The organism is Mucilaginibacter sp. UYCu711 (assembly GCF_050433825.1).
In the GTDB taxonomy this organism is placed as follows: Bacteria; Bacteroidota; Bacteroidia; order Sphingobacteriales; family Sphingobacteriaceae; genus Mucilaginibacter.
In genome coordinates this window covers 512,340-533,687 of sequence record NZ_JBNPWM010000001.1, presented here as the reverse complement: position 1 = coordinate 533,687, position 21,348 = coordinate 512,340, and the positions used below count along the sequence as shown (strand labels likewise).

Annotated in this window: 22 protein-coding genes; 4 read left to right on the top strand and 18 right to left on the bottom strand. The window is 42.0% G+C overall.

The annotated features are described in order from the left end of the window. Positions 1 to 60 precede the first annotated feature (60 nt). The 6 genes from ABIB50_RS02470 to ABIB50_RS02445 all read right to left on the bottom strand — a co-directional run bounded on the left by ABIB50_RS02470 (position 61) and on the right by ABIB50_RS02445 (position 6,570). Positions 61 to 1,188: a beta-ketoacyl-[acyl-carrier-protein] synthase family protein gene (locus tag ABIB50_RS02470; RefSeq protein ID WP_429376981.1), complete on the bottom strand. Its 1,128-nt coding sequence runs from the start codon at positions 1,186 to 1,188 to the stop codon at positions 61 to 63. After that, positions 1,188 to 1,604, bottom strand: a complete 417-nt coding sequence (locus ABIB50_RS02465) for a 3-hydroxyacyl-ACP dehydratase (RefSeq protein WP_429376979.1) — start codon at positions 1,602 to 1,604, stop codon at positions 1,188 to 1,190. The genes ABIB50_RS02470 and ABIB50_RS02465 overlap by 1 nt, the downstream gene beginning before the upstream one ends. Continuing rightward, on the bottom strand, positions 1,601 to 2,329 hold the full coding sequence (fabG, locus tag ABIB50_RS02460; protein ID WP_429376977.1) for a 3-oxoacyl-ACP reductase FabG: 729 nt from the start codon (positions 2,327 to 2,329) through the stop codon (positions 1,601 to 1,603). The genes ABIB50_RS02465 and fabG overlap by 4 nt, the downstream gene beginning before the upstream one ends. A 100-nt stretch (positions 2,330 to 2,429) precedes the next feature. Further along, the gene (locus ABIB50_RS02455) at positions 2,430 to 3,968 is read right to left on the bottom strand and encodes an HAL/PAL/TAL family ammonia-lyase (RefSeq protein ID WP_429376975.1); all 1,539 of its coding nucleotides are present in this window, start codon (positions 3,966 to 3,968) and stop codon (positions 2,430 to 2,432) included. A gap of 98 nt (positions 3,969 to 4,066) precedes the next feature. Then, positions 4,067 to 5,365: a phenylacetate--CoA ligase family protein gene (locus tag ABIB50_RS02450; protein WP_429376973.1), complete on the bottom strand. Its 1,299-nt coding sequence runs from the start codon at positions 5,363 to 5,365 to the stop codon at positions 4,067 to 4,069. A gap of 317 nt (positions 5,366 to 5,682) precedes the next feature. After that, positions 5,683 to 6,570: an alpha/beta hydrolase family esterase gene (locus ABIB50_RS02445; RefSeq protein ID WP_429376971.1), complete on the bottom strand. Its 888-nt coding sequence runs from the start codon at positions 6,568 to 6,570 to the stop codon at positions 5,683 to 5,685. Between the two features lie 144 nt (positions 6,571 to 6,714). Between ABIB50_RS02445 and ABIB50_RS02440 the strand changes: the two genes are divergently transcribed. After that, positions 6,715 to 6,975, top strand: a complete 261-nt coding sequence (locus ABIB50_RS02440) for a hypothetical protein (RefSeq protein ID WP_429376969.1) — start codon at positions 6,715 to 6,717, stop codon at positions 6,973 to 6,975. Positions 6,976 to 7,048: 73 nt separating this feature from the next. Here the strand turns inward: ABIB50_RS02440 and ABIB50_RS02435 are convergent, their stop codons facing one another. Next, positions 7,049 to 7,693, bottom strand: coding sequence for a redoxin domain-containing protein (locus ABIB50_RS02435; RefSeq protein ID WP_429376968.1), 645 nt, complete (start codon positions 7,691 to 7,693; stop codon positions 7,049 to 7,051). A 244-nt stretch (positions 7,694 to 7,937) separates the two neighbouring features. On the opposite strand from ABIB50_RS02435, the gene ABIB50_RS02430 reads away from it, so the two are divergent. Then, the gene (locus ABIB50_RS02430) at positions 7,938 to 8,684 is read left to right on the top strand and encodes a class I SAM-dependent methyltransferase (protein ID WP_429376966.1); all 747 of its coding nucleotides are present in this window, start codon (positions 7,938 to 7,940) and stop codon (positions 8,682 to 8,684) included. Here the strand turns inward: ABIB50_RS02430 and ABIB50_RS02425 are convergent. Next, on the bottom strand, positions 8,627 to 8,818 hold the full coding sequence (locus ABIB50_RS02425; RefSeq protein WP_429376965.1) for a DUF7009 family protein: 192 nt from the start codon (positions 8,816 to 8,818) through the stop codon (positions 8,627 to 8,629). The two genes, ABIB50_RS02430 and ABIB50_RS02425, sit on opposite strands and share 58 nt — an antisense overlap. A gap of 99 nt (positions 8,819 to 8,917) precedes the next feature. Between ABIB50_RS02425 and ABIB50_RS02420 the strand changes: the two genes are divergently transcribed. Together ABIB50_RS02420 and ABIB50_RS02415 are read left to right on the top strand one after the other, a co-directional pair. Beyond that, a complete protein-coding gene (locus ABIB50_RS02420) occupies positions 8,918 to 9,160 on the top strand; it encodes a MoaD/ThiS family protein (RefSeq protein WP_429376963.1) in 243 nt (80 codons plus the stop codon). A 24-nt stretch (positions 9,161 to 9,184) separates the two neighbouring features. Continuing rightward, complete coding sequence (locus ABIB50_RS02415) at positions 9,185 to 9,604, top strand: molybdenum cofactor biosynthesis protein MoaE (RefSeq protein ID WP_429376961.1); 420 nt, start codon at positions 9,185 to 9,187, stop codon at positions 9,602 to 9,604. A gap of 45 nt (positions 9,605 to 9,649) precedes the next feature. On the opposite strand, the gene ABIB50_RS02410 is transcribed toward ABIB50_RS02415, so the two are convergent. From ABIB50_RS02410 to ABIB50_RS02365, 10 genes are all read right to left on the bottom strand, one after another. After that, a complete protein-coding gene (locus ABIB50_RS02410; RefSeq protein ID WP_429376959.1) occupies positions 9,650 to 10,711 on the bottom strand; it encodes a ThiF family adenylyltransferase in 1,062 nt (353 codons plus the stop codon). Positions 10,712 to 10,713: 2 nt separating this feature from the next. Further along, positions 10,714 to 11,898, bottom strand: coding sequence for an NTP transferase domain-containing protein (locus tag ABIB50_RS02405; RefSeq protein ID WP_429376957.1), 1,185 nt, complete (start codon positions 11,896 to 11,898; stop codon positions 10,714 to 10,716). Further along, complete coding sequence (gene moaC / locus ABIB50_RS02400; protein WP_429376955.1) at positions 11,879 to 12,355, bottom strand: cyclic pyranopterin monophosphate synthase MoaC; 477 nt, start codon at positions 12,353 to 12,355, stop codon at positions 11,879 to 11,881. Before moaC ends, ABIB50_RS02405 begins: the two co-directional genes overlap by 20 nt. Beyond that, complete coding sequence (locus ABIB50_RS02395) at positions 12,355 to 13,557, bottom strand: molybdopterin molybdotransferase MoeA (protein ID WP_429376953.1); 1,203 nt, start codon at positions 13,555 to 13,557, stop codon at positions 12,355 to 12,357. Before ABIB50_RS02395 ends, moaC begins: the two co-directional genes overlap by 1 nt. A 5-nt stretch (positions 13,558 to 13,562) precedes the next feature. Beyond that, positions 13,563 to 14,552 (bottom strand): GTP 3',8-cyclase MoaA, encoded by a 990-nt coding sequence (moaA, locus tag ABIB50_RS02390; protein ID WP_429376951.1) that lies wholly within the window; start codon positions 14,550 to 14,552, stop codon positions 13,563 to 13,565. Positions 14,553 to 14,609: 57 nt separating this feature from the next. Next, positions 14,610 to 15,677: an aldose epimerase family protein gene (locus ABIB50_RS02385; RefSeq protein ID WP_429376949.1), complete on the bottom strand. Its 1,068-nt coding sequence runs from the start codon at positions 15,675 to 15,677 to the stop codon at positions 14,610 to 14,612. A 7-nt stretch (positions 15,678 to 15,684) separates the two neighbouring features. Next, on the bottom strand, positions 15,685 to 16,548 hold the full coding sequence (locus ABIB50_RS02380; RefSeq protein WP_429376947.1) for an HAD-IIA family hydrolase: 864 nt from the start codon (positions 16,546 to 16,548) through the stop codon (positions 15,685 to 15,687). Positions 16,549 to 16,665: 117 nt separating this feature from the next. Beyond that, complete coding sequence (locus ABIB50_RS02375) at positions 16,666 to 17,703, bottom strand: hypothetical protein (protein WP_429376946.1); 1,038 nt, start codon at positions 17,701 to 17,703, stop codon at positions 16,666 to 16,668. A 72-nt stretch (positions 17,704 to 17,775) separates the two neighbouring features. Beyond that, a complete protein-coding gene (locus tag ABIB50_RS02370; RefSeq protein WP_429376943.1) occupies positions 17,776 to 19,941 on the bottom strand; it encodes a PQQ-binding-like beta-propeller repeat protein in 2,166 nt (721 codons plus the stop codon). Between the two features lie 20 nt (positions 19,942 to 19,961). Further along, positions 19,962 to 21,320, bottom strand: a complete 1,359-nt coding sequence (locus tag ABIB50_RS02365; RefSeq protein WP_429376941.1) for a glutamine synthetase family protein — start codon at positions 21,318 to 21,320, stop codon at positions 19,962 to 19,964. Between the last annotated feature and the right edge of the window lie 28 nt (positions 21,321 to 21,348).

Genomic DNA, 21,348 nt, shown 5'->3' with positions numbered 1-21,348 from the left:
ATTAAATATTTATAAAATTGCAAATGTCAGTCTGTCAGTACGCTTTTTGACCATGATCTATTATTTACTAAACACTACTGCTGCATTACAACCACCAAAACCCGATGCTGTTTTTAAACATGTTTTTAATCGCATCGGTGTGAGTTTAGTGCAAACATTAATAGGGGTACTCACCCCCATTTTATCAAATCCCAAAGTTGGTAATATCAGGTTTTCCTTTAATGACTTGATGGAAATAATGGATTCTATCAATCCCGCAGCGCCTAAGGTATGGCCATAATAACCTTTCAAGCTATTAGCCGGCACAGTTTCCAGTCCCGCTAAAACTATAGCCTTGGCTTCCATTTCATCGTTATAACTGGTAGCCGTGCCGTGGGCCGATACCAGGTCTATATCCCCGGCAACCAAACCAGCCATGGTTAACGCGCGCTCAATTGCCCCAGAAAGCTCCTCTCCTGTCCTTGAGGGCGCCGAAATATGATTTGCGTCGTTGGATACCGCTCCGCCTAAAACCTTGATCCTGTCGGAGTATTTAGGGTTTGATGATAGGATCATGGTAGCAGCGCCTTCGCCTAATGTAATGCCGGTCCTGTTTTCATCAAAAGGTTTGCAGGGTTCAGCGCTTATAGCCTGGAATGATTGAAATCCTGATAAAACAAATTTACTAATCACATCGGCACCTACTACAACCGCGTTTTCATATTTCCCGGATTGGATCAAACGCATGCCGGTTAGTATCGCCATAATACCGGATATGCAGGCATTAGACACCACCAATGGTTGATTGACAAATCCAAAATGGTCTGCAACCAGTTTGGCCGAGGTGTGTAATGCTATCCGGTTTTTCAGGCCAGGGTTATCGGCATCAGTCTCCAATAAGCTGATATTTCCTTTGGTTGTTGATACAATAAGGATCGTTTTTTCATCATCAGCTTTTATATCACAGTTTGCTAAAACATCTTCAACTGATGATATAAGTAAACCTTCAAAATAGCTGTATTTTAAATTGTTATGTTTTTTACTTTCGTTTAAGTTAAACAGCGAAACATGGATATCTTCATCTGCTAAAGTAGGATTGCTGTGTTTTTTAATCCCTGAAAATCCTTGTTTAACCCGCTCAAAGTTTTCGTCGGTAGTAGTGCCTACCGGCGAGTAAATGTTATCGGCAACTATATAAACCGCGGGCATTATTGATTGATAAATATTTTCATTTCGCATTGCGCCACCTCCACATCATTACACCAGATCCTGCCCGATACGATGCCCGCATCAAACACCTGTACCTCCATCTTTACCTCGGTTAGCAGCACATCCCCTACTTTGGGTAAACTGTAGACCTCGAAGTTTTTTACCTGGCCTATATAACCATTGGCAACAGGCCTTTGTTCTATCCGTGCCATATTGCCCGAGCCGGCAGCGGCGGTTTGCGCCATGTTTTCCATCAGGCCGGCTTCGCTAAACTCGCCATTAATAACAAATACGTTGTCGGCAGTTATGGTAAATTTCGTTTTGGTGATGTTATCGTCGGCGAATAACAATTCGTCCACCATCACAAATGGCGGCTTTTGGGGTATAAGGGATAATATGCTTCCGCCTGCTATCATGAATATAAGCCGCCGTTTATTGATAGTACTTCTGCAGTGATGTATGATGCTTCTTTAGATGCAAGGAATCCAACAGCATGTGCTACTTCCTCAGGCAAACCAAAACGGTTTACCGGGATACTTCTTTTTAATTCCTTCTCGTCTAATCCTTCAGTCATATCTGTTTTTATAAAACCCGGCGCCACCGCGTTTACGGTAATCCCGCTGCGGCCAACCTCCTGCGCCAATGCCTTTGTAGCACCTATTACGCCCGCCTTAGCTGCAGAGTAATTGGTTTGACCTGCTACCCCCTTTAATCCGGATAACGATACAACGTTGATTATACGCCCGAACCTGTTAAGCATCATACCATCCAAAACTAAACGAGTAACATAAAAGAAACTGTTTAAGCTGGTATTTATTACACTGTCCCACTGCTCATCCTTTAACCAAACCATCAGGCTGTCATCACGGACACCGGCGTTGTTTACCAGTACCTCAATATCACGGCCTTCGTTATTGTTTATCCAGGTTTCTAAAACTTCTTTAATTTGTTCTTTGTCGGCAACGTCAAATTGTAACAGTTCGCCGTTGCTGCCGGCTTGTTTAACCAGTTCAAGGGTATTTTCGGCTTCTGTGGTATTGCTTTTAAAGTTGATAAGTACATAATAGCCCATAGCGGCCATTTTAACACAGATGGCCCTGCCTATTCCTCTTGATCCGCCTGTAACTAAAGCACATTTCATATAGCCCCCTCTAAATCTCCCCCGGAAGGGGAGACTTTTGATTTATATATTTTAAATTCTCAACACTTTACTATTTTAATTCCTCCCTAACGGGTAGGATTTAGATGGACTGGTTTGCACCAGCCAAAAAGTCTTTGATCCGCTCTATATCCTTGTATTTTGGTGTGTCCTCTATAAATTTAGGGAATATAGCCCTTACCTCATTATACAAAGCCAAAGTTTTAGGAGCAAGTTTTTCCTGGCAATCTAAATAATCAATAGCCTGTAGTATGGTCATTAACTGGATAGACAATACCGCGAAAGTGTTATCAATTACCCTGCCCGTCATTAAAGCAGCGTTACAGCCCATGCTCACAATATCCTGGTTATCATTGTTGTTAGGGATGCTATGTACATACATCGGGAAGGATAAAGTCTGGTTCTCGGCTACTGTTGATGTCGCCGTAAACTGCACGCCCTGCATCCCGAAGTTTAGCCCTAAAACACCCAGGTTTAAAAACGGCGGGAATTTTAGGTTCAGCTTATCATTCAATAAGTAATTTAACTGGCGCTCTGATAACATGGACAGCTTAGTAATAGCTATCTTCAGCTTGTCCATCTCTAACGAAACATAATCACCGTGGAAGTTACCGCCGTGGAACACATTTTCGTTAACATGGTCAATCACCGGGTTATCGTTAACCGAGTTTAGCTCATTAACTAATACTTCTTCGGCATTTGTTATGGTATCCAATATCGGCCCCAGTACTTGAGTTACACAACGTAACGAATAGTATTCCTGCACCTTATCTTCAAAAACGTCGTGAGCAATGTTATCAGGCTGATATAAATGATCTGTACGGCTACGGATCATCTTGCTATCTTTTAAGATATCGCGTAGCATGCCGGCTATCTTGTTTTGGCCTTTATGATGTTTGACGATATTCAACTCGTGCGAGTAATGATCATCATACGCTTCAACTACTTCATTGGTCATAGCCGAGAACATGGCCGCCCAGCCTAATAGCTTTTGTGCCTGTATTACATTAACCATACCTATACCTGTCATGGCCGAGGTTCCGTTGATGGTAGCCAATCCCTCGCGCACATGGATGCTTAGCGGTTTAATATTTAATTGTTTAAAGATCTCGGCAGTGGGCTGGATCTTATCTTCATAAATAACTTCACCCTCGCCAATTAATACTAAACCAAGGTGAGCTAATTGTACCAAATCGCCACTGGCACCTACCCCGCCATGCTCATAGATACATGGGGTTACGTTTTTGTTTATTAACTCTCTAAGCAGTTCAACTATATCAGTATGAACGCCCGAGAAACCCTGGATCAAACTGTTTAACCGGGCCACCATTAAAGCTTTTGCCAAAGTTGGTGTAAGCAGTGCACCATTACCAGAGCTATGGCTGCGGATAAGGTTATACTGTAATGCCAGCAAATTCTCCTCGCTTACCTTGTATTGGGCCATAGGGCCAAAACCGGTATTTATGCCATAAATTAGTTTATTTGACGAAAATTTTTGGAGGAACTTAAAGTTAGTCTCAATTTTTGTTAAAGCTGAGGGGGATAGGACAACCGACTTCTGGTTAAACACAATTTCGTTAAAGTCAGCTAAAGAAAGGACGCTCTGTCCAACAGTTATCATAGGCAAATATTAGTAATCAATCTTTTAAACCCAAACAAAGCTTAATAGTTTGCCGTGGTGGATGACAAATATATAAAATAGTGATTAGAGATTGGTGATTAGTTACCTTCTGATTGGTTAACCCGTTTATCTATAAACTTAACAGCTTTACGTACTGCTTCCGGAAACTGCATTTTCTGGATCTGTTCGGCTGTGATATAGCTAACATGCGGGCTTACCCTTAACCTTGCCTGTAAATAGGCTCTGATGCGGTTATCGCAGGCTTTACTGTCATCTAACGGTAGCAGGTGCAGCAATACTTCATCCATCCCTATATCGTTCGAATATACTTCTATCACATAATCCAGCACCTCTTCCATCTCATTCAACAGATCAAACATAGCCGGCGGATATAGCGTGGTACCTTTAAACTTGATCATCTGCTTTTTACGGCCAATAATGGGCGACAAGCGTAAACTGGTACGGCCACAGGCGCAGGGTTCATTAAAGTACATGCAGATATCACCTGTTTTATAGCGCAGTAACGGCATACCTTCAACCCCAAGGGTTGTGATGGTTAGCTCGCCGGGTGTATTGGCAGGCACCAGGTTATTATCCTCATCCAATAGCTCGGCAATTACCAGCTCGGGCTGCAGGTGACCGCCGCGGCCGTGGCTGCATTCGGTAAATGCGGTTTGCATTTCGGTTGAGGCGTAGGTTGAATATAACTTGATATCCCAGGCTTCGGTGATCTTTTTACCAAGGATGTTTAATGAGAAATCGGTGTTGCGGATATTCTCGCCTATACAGATGGCTTTCTTAACTGATGTTTGGTTAAGATCGATGTTATGATCTTTGGCGGCCTGGATCAGCTTCAGGATAAACGATGGCACCGCTACAATGGCAGTCGGGTTTAACCGCTGGATAGTTTCCAGCTGTAAAGAAGGCACACCAGGCCCTAAACGGATGATTCCTGCCCCTAACTTGCGCAAACCCGAGTAGTAAGCTATACCCGCCATAAACTGCCTGTCGAGCGTTAACATCAGCTGGTAGATATCATTAGGCTGACCATCAGCACAGACAAAGGAGTTATATTCGTTTAATGTCAGGCGATTAAGATCATTCTCAGTAAGAGCGATGGTAACCGGACTTCCTAACGTGCCTGATGTTGAGGCATATTCGATCACCTGATCCTTTGGCACGCATAAAAAGTCGTTGTTGCGCTTTTGCAGGTCTTCTTTACCCGTTGTTGGGATCAGGGCAAGGTCCTCAATCGTCTTGATTGCATTGATATCAATACCATGCTGAGCAAACAGCTCTTTGTAAAATGGCGAGTTTTTACTAATATGTTGCAATAACTCCTGAAGCTTTTGTTCCTGCATCAATTTCACTTTATCCGGCGCGGTAGTTATACTCATGTAACAAAGAAACAAAATATGCAGGTTATTTTAGGCAACTAACTATCTTCTATCTGTTTTTATACGATGAGGTGATCCACTTAAAAATACGGATCATCTGGATCACCTTTTTTGTTTAATTGTTTGTAAGTAAATAACTTAACAAATTGAGTGGATCACTTTGGATCACCTGTAAAGCTTTAACTGGCTGATGTAATATATTGTAAGTAAACCACTTATCATGATTCCTTATTTTTTAATACTTCACCGTGGATCATGTAAAGTGGATCACCTTAAATTAAATTTTCGTCCGTTGTCATCAGGATATAAAACATGGTTTAACTTTTAACAGTCAACTTATACCCTTTAAAAAAACTCCAGATCTCCTCGCAGGCATTTAAATTTTGGGTGGTCTTGCCAATAATAAATTTTGGCAGGTATTGCCATCCGCCCGGCCAGGTGTGCCCGCCGTTGACGATGGTATAACCAACAACCTTTAACCCGTTTTCAGGGTTCAGGTATTCCTCTTTTAAAATACTGGTGCCATCATTTGCTGTATCGGGTATAGTAGTGACCAGCGGTATCTTATCGCAGTTATTTAAAGCTACCCATTTATCGATAACAGCGTCCTGCGAATAAACGCTCCGCCCAAATAATTTTCCGCCGTTATAACCTACTATCGGGTCGCTTGTACCGTGCATATACAGGGCCGGCATTGGCCTTTCTAAATCGTACCCCTCTCCTATATCCAATGTCGCCGCAACTATCGCCACAGCAGCTATTCGGTTGTTTAGCTGGCAAGCAAGCCTGGCTGTCATAAATCCACCGTTGGAGATGCCGGTAACATACACCCTTTCCGGATCTGCATTATAGGTTTTAATGATGTAGCTGATAAGCTCATCTATGAACTTTACATCATCAATCCCATGCACGTTGGCCCCATCGTGCCAGATGTGTTTTGATGCCGGGCAAACTACAATAAACTTTTCGCGATCAGCCACCGGCCTGAAATCGGCCAAATGAAACATCCCTTTAGGGCTTGCAAAGCCGCCATGCAGCGAAATAACCAATGGCATTTTACCGGCTTTGCTTTGAGGTGGTATATAAGTCGAGAATGAGCGCTTGTTACCGTCTATCACCAACTCGCCTTTTATTAACAGCGTGGTTGGTTGGGCATAGCCCTGTAAAAAGCTAAAAAATAGCATCATTAAAAAAAAATATCGCATATAGTTGTTTAACGTCAGGACTAATAACCAATTACTGTTAAAAACGTTTATTTTATTAATACGGTTTTTAAAACTGTTTGGGGTATTTGAGGTTGTACCTTTAATCAATCATTTCAGACTTAACTTATTGGATATTTTAACATCATGAAAATTATTAAGACATTATTTATCGCAGCTATTACCGCATGCACATTTACTGTTGCAGAAGCGCAGATACATTTACCGCCGCCGCCGCCACACCCTGGTGGACGTCCACCTTTACCACGAATCCACCTAAGAACTCCACCTCCGCCACCAAGACCAGGCGGCCGCGTTGTGGTTAGCAGCAGCAGGTCAAGGGGGAGTGTTACGGTTAGAAGACATTACTACTACCGCCACGGCAAAAGATATTACCGCACATATTAAAATGAAAAGAGCCGCTCATATTATAGATAGAGCGGCTTTTCTTTTCAACTGTAAACCAAACCAAATAATATTTTTATGCCGATTTTCTGCGGGTGTTCGTTAACGATGCCCCGTAAATTGAAGCAATTAGATCATCTGCTACGAATGTAGCCGAGAGGTCGCGATCAATATGATCGTAAATGATATGTCGTTCGGTATCTATTACATAAATTGCCAGCAAAGGGATATTAACATTAATCCCCGAGAACCGGTTCCAGGTTGGATCATCCTCTGAGTAAACTCTGAACTGCGTTGCTATTTCGTTATTGATATCGTGATAAAAATTTAAGGATAAATTATTTTCCCAGGTAATTTTAGACAACTGCTCGTCACCTGTCTCATCTGTTAAAATTAACAGGTTACCACCGTTAGCTTTAATTTCGGTTTGTATGGCGTTTAATTGTTTTAATTGCTCAATGCCCCTATCCTGCCAGTGTTTCGAGTAAAAAGCTATAGCCAATGGCTTACCATATAAGTGTTTTAAAGATATAGACCCATGAGTTGGCGCACCGTTGTAAAAGTTTTTCCATCTCTTAAAATCAGTTACCAGGTTAATATCAGGTATTAAATTCCCGGTTTTAACCGGTTGTAGTTTTTTATAAGGTTTATGACTAAAGTCAGGTTCAGGAATAATTTCTGACAGATCGAAAAATGGATATTTGCTTATTGTAGTTAACATGCTAAAGTAAATTGAAGTTGATAATAGTATTAACAGATAGATTGCAGGGTTGGTTAGCAACAACAACACATTCGGAAACCCTTGGCCTGTCTGCCCGAAAGAATCTTTATATTACCTTGTACTCTACTGCGTTTCATGGGATGTTTCAATTACAATTCAAATATACTACTAAATCTATATACTTTATAGAATTATTAATAATTTTATTATTTTTATATATTTAACTGTTAATCAGTAAGAAAAAATGGGACAAGACTCAACGCAAAAAAGTTCAAAAATTAATTATGGTGTTGACGCGCCTGGTGTTATCCGCAATTTATTTATAGCGGCATTGGCTGTTATCGTGGTGGCTCTCTTCTTCCCGGTTATTAAAATAGGGAGTGTAATTATTGAAACATCCGGTTTTTTATGGTCGGCAGGCGGGATGGCTTTGGGAGGATTGTTAATGCTGGTCTATTCACTTTCCGGCAAATACAAGCACCGCGACAGGATGTTAAACCTTATAGACTGGAACGGCAATGAACAAGTGCTTGACATTGGTACCGGTAAAGGGTTACTAATGATAGGTGCCGCCAAAAAATTAACCACCGGAAAATCAACGGGTATTGATATATGGAACGCAGCCGACTTAACCGGCAATAATGTAGAAGCTGCTTTAAAAAACGCTGCTGCCGAAGGCGTGGCTGATAAAGTAGAGGTATTAAATGAAAATGCCATGAACATGAGCTTTGGTAACGATCACTTCGATGTGATCCTCAGCAACATGTGCCTGCATAATATTTACGATAAGCAAGGACGAAAAACTGCCTGCGCCGAAATTAAACGGGTATTAAAGCCCGGCGGAACGGCCATAATAGCAGATTTTAGAAACATGAAGGAATACAAGCAAACATTTGATGCATTGAACCTCGATACCAAACTGTTTCCGGCGAATTATCTAACTACGTTCCCTGCAGTGGGGATATTGTTTGTAAAGAAATTATCGCTTTGATCTTCGCTTGCATTATCCAACCCTGTAAAATCTTTTTCTATCAGCATTTGTATTTCGCCGTTGGCGTTTTCAAATCTAACTTTGTTAATATTTGAATAATGTGCTATTACTATTTTGGGTATATATGTTGACATGGGTATGTTTTTAAATTTAACTACTTTTGATCTGCAAAATACAAGCCAATTATTAAATTTACATTAATCTTTGAAGGAAATTTATAAATAGTTATTAACATGAGGATCAATATATTAGCTTTTGGAATTGCAAAAGACATTTTTGGCAGTTCGGCCGTTGATGTTGAACTGGTTAATGATGCTACGGTATCTAACTTAAAATACCTGTTAGAAGGAAAATATCCGAAGTTAAAAAAACTGGCTACCTACATGATCGCCATAAATAACGAATATGCGCTTGACGGAGATACGGTACATGAACGTGACGAGATCGCAATAATTCCGCCTGTTAGCGGAGGATAAACAGCCCTGCCTTTCCTATCCAACATGAACACAGAAGTAAAACTATCCGTATCTACCCTTGACATGCAGTACTGCATCGACTGGGTGATGTCGCCCGAGTGCGGGGGGATAGATGTGTTTATTGGCACCGTGCGTAACGCTACCAAAGGTAAAGCTGTAGTTAGATTAGAGTTTGAAGCTTACGAAAAGATGGCCGTGAGCGAAATGCAAAAAATAGCCCAACAGGCTTTTGATAAATGGACTGTTCAAAAAATATTGATCCATCATCGTACCGGGGTATTACAAATTGGCGAAATACCGGTAATTATTGCCGTAGCTGCGGCCCACCGGGATGCAGCTTTTGATGCCTGTCGTTATATTATAGATACACTAAAACAATCCGTACCTATCTGGAAAAAAGAGATTTTTGAAGATGGCGAGGTTTGGGTAGCGGCACACCCTTAATGAGTGAGTTATTGAATTATTGATTGAGTGAATGTTGCAAGGCTGTTATTGTTGGGAGGAGAACCACTCTTGCAATCCCCCTTCTAAAGAATAGATCTTTGCGTTTGGTGCTTTTTGTTTGATTTGCTTAACAGCTTGTCCGCTCCTTTTACCTGTCGAACAGTAGAGTACTTTAACTGTTGGATTAGTTAGGTAAGCCATGTTCTCATCGATCTCATCCGCTTCAAAATGGACGCCGCCAATATCTATTTCATCCCGCTCCTGGTCGGTGCGGATATCGACAAGCTCTAAAGTATTATCAGCTAATCCTTTTTTAACATCGCTAACAGTCATGGTTAATACCTCAATGGTCGTCGCCAATGCAGTAATATTAGTTTTAGTTGTCTTTCCTATTTTGATGATGCGGCTTTGCAGGGTAAGCGCGTCAAATACCATTACTTTGCCTGCCAGCAATTCGCCGGTTTGGGTAATGTATTTGATCACCTCGTTTGCCTGTATACAGCCGATAATACCCGCCAGTGTTGGAATAACGCCGCCATCAGCACAATTTGGTATCTGGGTAGCATCCACTTCAGGAAACAAGTCGCGGTAATTAGGTGACCTGGTACCATTAGCATTATTTACATTCCAAACCGCAGCCTGCCCCTCAAACTGATATATAGCGCCGTAAACAACAGGCCTATCAGCTATTACACCCGCATCATTAAGCAGGTATCTGGTTTCAAAATTATCAGTACCATCAATTACGATATCATATTGGCCTATAATGTCCGTTACATTATCAGAGGTGATCTTCACATCATGCGGCACTAACCTGATACCCGGGTTTTGTTGTTGCAGTTTTTGGCAAGCTATAACCGTTTTCTTCTGACCTACATCTGCCGGCGTATAAAGTATCTGCCGGTGCAGGTTACTTGTAGAAACCGTATCAAAATCAGCTATCCCAAGCGTACCTACACCGGCAGCTGTTAAATATTGCGCGGCCGGGCAGCCCAAGCCTCCGGCGCCCACTATTAAAACCTTAGCCTGTTGCAAAAGCAGTTGCGCCGTTTCACTAAAACCCGGCAAGGCTATCTGGCAGCTATATCTTGAAAAATCGGGTTCCATAATTAGGTTGAGGCAATTTTTTGGTGGATCTGGCGCTTTATCTTTTCAAAATCCTCGGGGGTGTTCACGTTCGTCAGTTCCTCAGCATTCAAAGGTTTTAGTAAGGTGGTATCGTTATTTATTAAAACCTTGCGCGGGCATGAATAGCCCTGTGCTAAAAATGCCAGCGATACCGGGTAACTCTTAGGTTCCCAAATCGTAATTAAAGGCTCAGGAAAACCATCAAAAGCGCTCTCATAAGCCGTGGCTATTGATGACGGGTTACGGTTATTTATTAAATGATCAAATGTTTCTGTGCCTAACAATGGCATATCACAGGCAACCACTAACCAGGCGCTGTCAGGTTTTTCACGAAATGCGGATAATATCGCACCAAAAGGACCTAAGCCGGTAAAAGTATCGGGTAAGGTTTGGTAGCCGGCAGCTACATCCTGTTGTTGCTCTGCCCGGCATGATAGGTATACCTCGTCACAATATTCCTTCAACAGATCAGCCATGTAATAGCGCTGCTCTTTGCCAAACCAGTTTATAGTGCTTTTATCATGCCCCATCCTAAGGCTTTGCCCGCCGGTTAACACTAAACCATTTAATTTAGGTTTGGACTGTAGCATTTTAGCCTTAAAGAAATCAATGATTTTTTCCGTTTCATCCAGGCGATAAATTGGTAATTGCTGCCAGTTGGGGATTGCTTCTTTTATGAAATCAAAAATATCGGCAACATCAGCCAATAATATCAGCTCGACATTGGTTAGCTGCTCAACTCTTTTTTGCAGCGATGCCATTTTGTTATTGTAGATGATAACCACCTGTGCTTTAGCCGGCTGATGGTTACCGTTAACCAATACCAGGTCGGTACCGGCAAATTGTTGTTTAAAGTTTACCGGTTTTAAATCGGTACTGTAATTAAACTGATGGTTATTCAACTGATCTGTATATTCTAAAACCGCGCCGCTTGCCAAACGGCCGGGCAGCGATATTACTTCATCATTGTGCGAAGTATCTGCATAAGCGCACTTATATTGGGGTGATAATGCAGCTATAACATCAGCAGCTAATAATTTAATGTTGATACATGGCGCGCCAAGTATCGCCCACTCGTTTCGACCAAAATTACCGGTTATTGGCCGGGCCAGCGAAGCGTGTTTTTTGTGCTTGCCTTCAGGCTGGTTATGCTCGTTTGAAATCACGTTTACCTCCTGTTTTTGCTATCAGTTTGGTTTCTTTTATAACAATATCATGGCTTAATGCCTTACACATATCATAAATAGTCAATGCCGCAATGCTCGCTCCTACCAAAGCCTCCATTTCGATGCCGGTTTTAGCCGTAATGGTAGCAGTACAATCTATCACGACCTCCTGTTGCTCATTTAGCCGTATATCGATACGGCAATTATCCAATCCTAATGGGTGGCAAAGCGGTATCAGGTCGCCGGTTTTTTTGGCGGCCATAATACCGGCAATTATTGCGGTTTGAAAAACAGCGCCTTTTTTGGTTTGCAGATCACCGCCAACCAATTGCGTTAATACCTCATCCGGCAGGTAAACAATACTGCGCGCAGTAGCGGTGCGATGTGTTATCGTTTTTGCAGATACATCAACCATAGTGGCTTTGCCGGCTTTGTCAAGATGAGAGAATTCGCTCATTATATTTGATTAAATATCCAGACTTTATACACCTCACCCTTTTTAAACTCGTTCTTTTCTAAAGGCAGTTCCATAAACGCGTCTGTATCTGCTAAGTTAGCAAAATCACCCGAACCATTTCCCTCAACCGGCGTAGCTGATAATTGCCCCCGTTCATTAAAAGTAAGTTTAACCTGTAAATAATAGGTTAACTGAGGTTGAAATGAAAAATCAGTAGCCAAAATTGCGTAAACAGGTTGTTTAGGCGCTAACCCTAACGAAGTGTTTAACCAGGGAATAAAATACCTTTGCGTACACATAAAGGTAGCTATGGGGTTACCCGGGAAGGCGAATACCACTGCCCCATTATCGTGCTTGCCAAACCAAAACGGCTTGCCGGGGCGCTGCTGGACTTTATGAAATACCTGATTTACCTTTAAATCTTTTAATGCCTGCGGGATGTAATCGAACTTACCCATTGATATTCCGCCGGTTAGTAACAGCACATCGTAATTTTGAATGCAGATTTGTAATTGCTGCTTAATTATTTCGGGATCATCAGGAATATGCCTTATATCTGCCTTTAAGCCTTGCTGTATCATCAGGGCCTGCAACATATAGCTGTTAGACTTCCTGATCTGGTAAGGTGATGGCGTAGTCTGAACGTCTACCAATTCATCGCCTGATGATATAACTACCACACGCGGCAAGCGCTTAACCCGCAATTCTGTTTCGCCAACCGATGCAACCAGGCTGATGATAGCAGGCGTTATCAATTGGCCCGGGGTAAGCAGCAAATCTCCCTGTTTTTTATCCGCGCCCTTTAAATGAAGGTTCTGTCCCTGTTTTATCTTGTCAATTAAGATCGTCGCTGTACCGTCTTTTATTTCAATATCTTCATAACGGATAACCGTATCGACAGACTCTGGCAATGCCGCGCCGGTCATTATTTCTATGCATTCATCAGCATTATTAATATCAATTGGTTGATCTCCGGCTGCCTGGGTAGCTTTTATATTAAAAATTGTTATTCCTTTTTCAAGGGATTGATAATTAATGGCTATTCCGTCCATCGTAACCCTGTTAAAGGCGGGCAGATCCCGATCGGCTTTTATATTTTCGACTAATACGCGGCCCAAAGCTTCGTCAAACAAAACTATTTCGGCGCCGTAATCGCGCGCGTTGTCAAGTATCAGTTGTTCGGCTTGTTGGACCGTGATCATAGTTATTATCCCCCAATAGTAGCCATAGATTCATGTACGCCGGTTTTCTCAACTCGCAATCGTTCTGCCTCCCGGCCATCAACCGGTCTGTGGTTAAAGGCATTTAGTAAGTATTTTTCTATTTCCCTATCGCTTACACCAGATCGCATCAAATCTTTAATATTCAACACGCCATCATCATACAGGCAATTTTTCAAAGTGCCCTGCGGTGTAATGCGGATACGGTTACAGGTGCCACAAAATGTACGCGAGTAAGCGGCAATAATACCAACACTACCCTTGTGCCCCGGAATTTGGTAGTTATAAGCAGTAGAATGAGGCGGATCGACCAGTTTTTGTATTTGGGGGTAGTGGCTGGTTATTTCATCCAATATCCGTACATGATCCCAAACAACGCCCTGGTATGAATCATTATCACCGTTAAAAGGCATTTCTTCAATAAAGCGGACGCTGATTGGCAAGTCTTTAGTTAATTCTACCATCGGGACTATGTCCTGGGTATTTTTGCCATCCATAACTACCGCGTTTATCTTTACTTCAAAATCATGCTTTAGCAATTCATTTAAAGTGTTCATCACATCGGCAAATTCATCCCGGCGGGTAATAGCAAAAAACCGATTAGCATCTAAAGTATCTAAACTAAGGTTAACGGATCTGATACCCAAAGCCTTCATTTCGGCAACATATGGCGCAGTTAATACCCCATTTGTGGTAATGCTTAACTCTTTTAATCCGTTTAATTGCGAAAGGCTGGTCAGCAATTTCATGATATCCTTACGCACAAACGGTTCGCCACCGGTAATACGGATCTTTTCGATCCCCATTTTCACCAATATGGTACTGGCGCGAAGCATCTCCTCGTAGCTCATTAATTCGGTGCGCGACAGCCAGTTAAGGCCATCCTCAGGCATGCAATAAAAGCAACGCAGGTTACACCTGTCGGTAACGGCCAGGCGCATGTAATTTATTGTTCTACCGTGATTATCTACCAGCAATTATATCCCCTTTTTAAACGATATAAAGTTAACACATCAATATTAATAAGCTGATACTTATACAGAAAATTTATAAGTGGTTTGGGTGTTATAAACCTCGCCCGGCTTAAGCACCGTCGATGGGAAATTTGGTTTGTTTGGCGAATCAGGAAAATGCTGCGTTTCCATAGCAAATGCTGTACGCATGGTATCTTTAACATTACCCCTTGTTAAATTTGTTCCCGGTGTAAAATTGCCGGTATAAAATTGCAATCCGGGCTGATCTGTAAAAACTTCAAGCTTAATACCTGTTACATCACCGGTAACCGTTGCAACCGGCACATGTGCGCCATGCCTGTTTAAAACAAAGTTATGATCATAGCCATTACCAAATTTTAACTGGGCGTGATCACTGTTAATTCTCTTTCCTATCCTTTCGGGGTTAACAAAATCAAACGGTGTGTCTTTTACCGGAGCTATTTCGCCGGTTGGTATCAACGTACTGTCTATCGGCGTATAATGGCTGGCATTTATTTGTACAACATGGTATAATATATCACCGTTGCCCTCGCCATTTAAATTAAAATAGGCATGGTTGGTTAAATTAACTACTGTAGTTCTATCGGTAGTCGCTTCATAAGCTATGGTGATCTCGTTGTTATCGGTAAGGGTATACGTTACCTTAACTTTTAAATTACCGGGGTAACCTTCTTCTGTATGTTCAGAAAGGGTTTCTAAAACAACCGTTTGATCGTCAAGTTGCTTAGCATCCCAAACTTTATAGCTAAAGTTGGCTTTTCCGCCATGCAAACTGTTGGGCCCGTTATTTATAGGCAGGTTATATTTTTGCCCATCCAAAGTAAACTTGCCTTTGGCAATACGATTGGCATACCGCCCTACTATAGCGCCATAATAACTGGTTTGTTTGGCCAAACCTTCTATAGTATCAAACCCAACCGTCACGCTGGTTAACCTGCCCTTTTTATCGGGCACCCAGGCACCTACCAGGTATCCCCCAAAGTTGGTTATAACAACCTGCATACCTGCTTTATTTTTAAGGTGGTATAGCTCGATCTGCTTGCCGGCAATTTTCCGGTTAAATGCTGATGCCTGGGGTATTGTTATTGCTGCTGGATTATAAACCATGGTTAAATTAAAACATATCTTTTTCTACAACTGCGGTTTCGCAGATATATGTCGGCACTATGCCTGTTGATGTTATCCGGGTATCCACATCCTGTGGTAAAGTATTTCCGGACAGCACCAAAACGGTATCAAGGCCAAATTTATTGCCACCTAAAATGTCTGTATGTAAGGTATCCCCTACCATTACTATTTCTTTTTTGCTGATGGGCCTGTATTCGCGGATAAGATCATAAGCAAACATAAACATCTGTGAATCCGGCTTGCCAAACCTGATAAACTTTTTACCTACTATGGTTTCTACCATCATGGCCAGGCCACCAATGGCTACAGACAGATCATGAATAGTAACCGGATAAGCATGATCTGTATTGGCAACAATTGCCGGGATAGTACGCTTGCGCAATAAATTAACGGCTATATTAACACCCGTTTGCCAGTCGAAGCCCTCGTCATCCAAAAACAGCAAGGCTTTTATCTGATCCATATTACTTTCGTTAACATCGCTTATAGGCATTGGGTGCAGGCCCAGGCTTTCAATATAATGCGCCGAATCTTCGGTACCTAAATAGGCAACTACACCCTCGGGTACTTTAAGATAAAGGTACTCTTTGGTTAACATGCCAGATGATATGATCCTATCGGGAGTAATGGCATGCAGGCCCATTTTATGGTAGGATGATGCCAACTGCACCGGGCTGCGCGACGCATCATTGGTAACTATATAATATTCTTTGTTTTGTTCCTTTAGATACTCGAACGTTTTTTCAATACCCGGCACCAAACCCTGGTAGTTTTTTATCACACCAAACGCGTCGAAAAAGATAACGTTATACTTATCAATTATAGTTTTAAAGTTATCTATTTGAATCATGGTAGTTTTGAGTGATGAGTATTGGGTTATGAGTTTCTCTATATAATTTATTAATGCGCTCTTATAATTTTATTCATTTAACTAAAATACGACTCAAAACTCACCACTCATAACTCACTACTGCAAATTAAGCGCTTTTATAATTTTTTCGGCATCAAAATCACGATCTACTGATGGCAGGTACAATTCAAATGCCTCGGCCTGCAATTTCTTTGCATATTGTTCGCTAAAAAAGTACTTACCATCTTTGATTACGTAGTTTAAAATAAAAAAACGATACGCCTCTTTCAAAAACCTGATCTCGTTTGCGGTTAAAGGGTTTATCTGGTGATATTCTTTAAGGAATATGATGAACCTGTCCTCCATTAATGTTTTAATGCCATAACTAAATACGGTACGGTCACCCACGTCAGATACCACCCGGCTCAAAAAATAAAAGTCCAGCACCCGGTAACTCATCCTGAACCAATCATAATCCCAACGCGAGTATAGGTTTAAGTTTTGATCGACCGAAAAATTACCGATGTTCCAATCTATAAAAACAGGTATGATCTCGAATGAGCTCATGTTGTATTTAGAGCGGTTACGCAAGAAAGTTTCGCAATGATATTTCAAAAAATCAACCTGCATGGCGCTGCCAAATTGTTTTTCTTTTACTTCTAACTGGTGCAATAGCGAGTAGATATCGGTGCGTAATGTTTTTGATGATTTGGGCAACACGCTTTTAGCCCGCGCACAGGCTTTATGAAACTTACCTACCTGCTGGCCCAATTTGCGGATATGGGTTTCTTCCAGACGCCTTGGCATCCGGTCAAATATGCGGGTAGGATTATAAAAAACCACCCAGGCATCGGCTTGCCTGAACTTATAATGATAGATATATACCCTGTTATTTTTTAATAAGGATTTTGACAGGAAATTCTCGAACGGGTAAAGCAGGTTGTTTGATAAGCTATGTATAATGCGATGGTCTTCCTTAAAATGCTCGTATTTACCAAAGTGCGATAGCTTGGCAATAACAATATCGTCATCATCAAACGTTACCTTAAACACCCTGTTTGTTGATACCATCGCGCTGATATCTTCAATACCTTTAATGGTTTTTGAAGCATCGTAGCCTTCCCACGCTTTTTTAATAATTATAGAATAGTCCATTCGGTTTATAAATTCAAAGGACCGCAAAGATATAATAGAAATGATTTACAATGGATCATTTTTTAATTTATCCTATTTACCGGGCAACGCGAAAGCCACGTAAGCATCGCCGGACGGCGCACCTAACTTACCCCCGCCACAAGCAATAACCAGGTATTGCTTACCATTTAACAGGTAAACGCTTGGCGTAGCAAAACCTGCAGACGGCAGCGTTGCTTCCCAAAGTAACTTTCCATTTCGCTTATCAAAAGCGCGCATCTTTTTATCTTTTGTGGCTGCAATAAACACCAACCCACCGGCTGTTACTACAGGCCCACCGTAATTTTCGGTTCCGGTTATCGGGAAGCCTTGCTTGGTCAAATTATCATCTTCGCCTAACGGGATCTTCCAGGCTATTTTACCTGTATTTAAGTTGATGGCATTTAAAGTCCCCCACGGCGGCGATGTAGCCGGTAAGCCTTCAGCGGTTAAGAATTTATTATAACCTGTCATCTCGTAAGGCAGATCAAAATATGGATCTATCGGTGCAGGGCTGGTTAACTTACGTTTACCCTCAGTTTCGTTATTAGTTATAAAAGCTAAAATAGCTTCCCGTTCTTGTTTAGCAATATCTTTAAAAGCAGGCATCATCCTACGGCCTGTTTGTAATAGTGTATCAATTTGGTTGCGGGTATATTTCTTTTCAATACCGATAAGCGTTGGCGCGTTGCCTGCTCCTTCCCTGTTTTGGCCGTGACAGCTCATACAGTTTTTGGCAAACAAACGTTCGCCTGCTGCGGCATAGGTTTCAACTTTGTCGGGACGCTTTTTCGCATCGATCATGGTCAGGATCCACGGCATTTCATTGGCATTGATATATAACAACCCACTCCGTGGATCATAAGCTGGCCCGCCCCACTCTGCCCCTCCGTCAAACCCGGGGAATATAACAGATGACTGTTTACCCGGCGGCAAAAACATATCGCCGTAACGATAACCTTTCAGTCGGCTCAATACCTCAGCTTTTGATTCTGCAGATATATAGGGATTAATATCATTCTCAGTAAATGTTTGCCTTACAAATGGTTTAGGCAGGGCTGGTATGGGCTGCGTTGGCCAGGGTTTTTCGCCATCCAGTTCACTTATAGTTGAAACAGGTTTTTCAATGATGGGATATAATGGTTTGCCGGTAACCCTGTCCAATACAAATACAAACCCATGCTTGGTAGGCTGTGCCACGGCGTCAATCAATTTACCTTTTCTTTTAATGGTGACTAACGCGGGCGCAGTTGGCAGGTCCTTATCCCACATATCGTGGTGGATAACCTGGTAATGCCATTTTAATTTTCCTGTAGCGGCATCAAGCGCCAGCAAACTATTGGCAAACAACCCCGACCCTAACCTTTTGCCGCCATAAAAATCGAAAGATGCTGAGCCTGTAGGCGCATATAATATGCCCCGTTTTTCGTCCATACTAAAACCCGACCAGCAGTTGGCCCCGCCTATATGTTTCCAGGCTTCCTTATCTTCCCAGGTATTATAACCAAACTCGCCTGGGTGTGGTATGGTGTGGAAGATCCAGCGCAGCTTTCCTGTACGCACATCAAACGCGCGGATACTGCCTGGCGCGGCGTTGGCGCTCTCATTTACCCTACCGCCTACAATATATAAATCTTTGTAAATGATGCCGGGCGATGTGGCCGAGATATAGGTGTTTTTATTTACCAGTTCCAGGTTATCATGCAGGTCTATAGCACCGTTATTGCCGAAGCTCTTTATTAATTCACCTGTTTCGGCATTGAGTTCGTATACGTTCGATCCGGCACCAAACAATATCCTTTTATCATTTCCGTTGGCCCAGTATGTAACGCCCCGGTTATTTTGAAGGCTAAGGTTTACTTTACCACCTAAATAAGTCTCTGGTTTAAATATCCATTTTTGTTCGCCGGTGGCCGCATCTAATGCAATTAAGCTTAAATGAGGCGTACTACCATATAAAATACCGTTTACAATTATAGGATTACATTGCATTTGTGATGCTTTTACATCGGCGTCATTGGTATGATAGGTCCAGGCAACCTGTAGTTGTTTAACGTTGGTGGTGTTAACCTGTTTAAGTGATGAGTACCTGATAGACTTTTTTGACCCTCCATAAACTTCCCAACCGGTATTAACGGTAATTTGCGCATTGCATGGATGTACATTAAAAAACCCAGCAAAAGCCCACAAACAGGCTATAGCCTTTTGGATAAAACGCATTTAATACAGGTTATAATCGATTATATTATTTCAAAATATCTTTTCAGCTCCCAATCGGTAACACTTTTGGCAAATTGCCTGCACTCCCATAAACGGGTTTGCGTAAAGTGCTCAACAAAATCAGCTCCCAATAGCTCTTTAGCAATGTCTGAGTTTTTCATATCGACAGTTGCTTCATACAAATTAGGTTGTATTTTACCATTGGCTGCATTTTGGTAACCATTACCAACCGTTTGCGGCACATCCAAACTCAGCTTATTTTTAATGCCATACAAGCCCGACGCCAGCGCGGCAGACATGGCTAAATATGGATTAGTGTCGGCCCCGGGAATCCTTGTTTCTAAACGGGTATACCCTTCTGTCGAGTTTAGCACTCTAAATGCGGTAGTCCTGTTCTCAACAGCCCAGGTTATAGTAGTTGGTGCCCAGGCACCTTCAATCAGGCGCTTATAGCTGTTTATAGTTGGTGCATACATGGGTAAGATATGCGGCAGACAATATAACTGGCCCGCTAAGTATTGTTTATGCAGCTCGCTCATTTTATTGGCGTCCTTGCCATCATAAAACAAATTTTTGGTTTGATGTTTATTCCACAAGCTTTGATGGATATGACCGCCGCATCCCGGCAGATTCTCATTCCACTTAGCCATAAACGTGGCTACGATGCCGTGCTTGTATGCTATCTCTTTAACAGCTGTTTTTAACAGCGCTGCCCTATCTGCAGCTTCCATTATGTGCGTGTGCAATATCGCCGCTTCATAAACCCCCGGGCCGGTTTCTGTATGAAATCCTTCCAAAGGGATATTAAATTTAGCAAGCAGATCGACCAGGTCCTCACAAAATTCGCTGTTCTCTGACGTTCTTAATATGGAATATCCAAACATTCCCGGCGTTAATGGCTCGAGGTTGGTAAAGCTTTTATCCTGTAAACTTTGCGGCGTCTCTCTAAAGTTGAACCATTCAAACTCTTGCGCAAATTCGGGGTGAAAGCCTAAAGCCTCGCACTCTTTGGTAATGCGTTTTAACAAACTGCGTGGGCAGGCTGCTAAGCCTTTACCATCTGCATCGCTAAAATCACCAATAAAGAAAGGGATATTATCCTGCCACGGCACCTGCCGAAAGGTTGAGAGATCAATATGGCACGGCTTATCAGGGTAGCCAGTATGCCAGCCGGTAAGTTCTACATTATCATAACATACATCGCTGCTATCCCACCCAAAAACCACATCGCAAAAGCCATAACCGCTTTGCAAACCATCAAGGAATTTTTTGGTGTGGATTACTTTTCCGCGTAGTACCCCGTCAATATCGGCAAAGGCAAATTTTATTTTTTGTATGTTATTTTCTTGTATATATGCTGTAATTTGATGCTCGTTCATGGCTCGGATAAAAAATCATTCAATATTA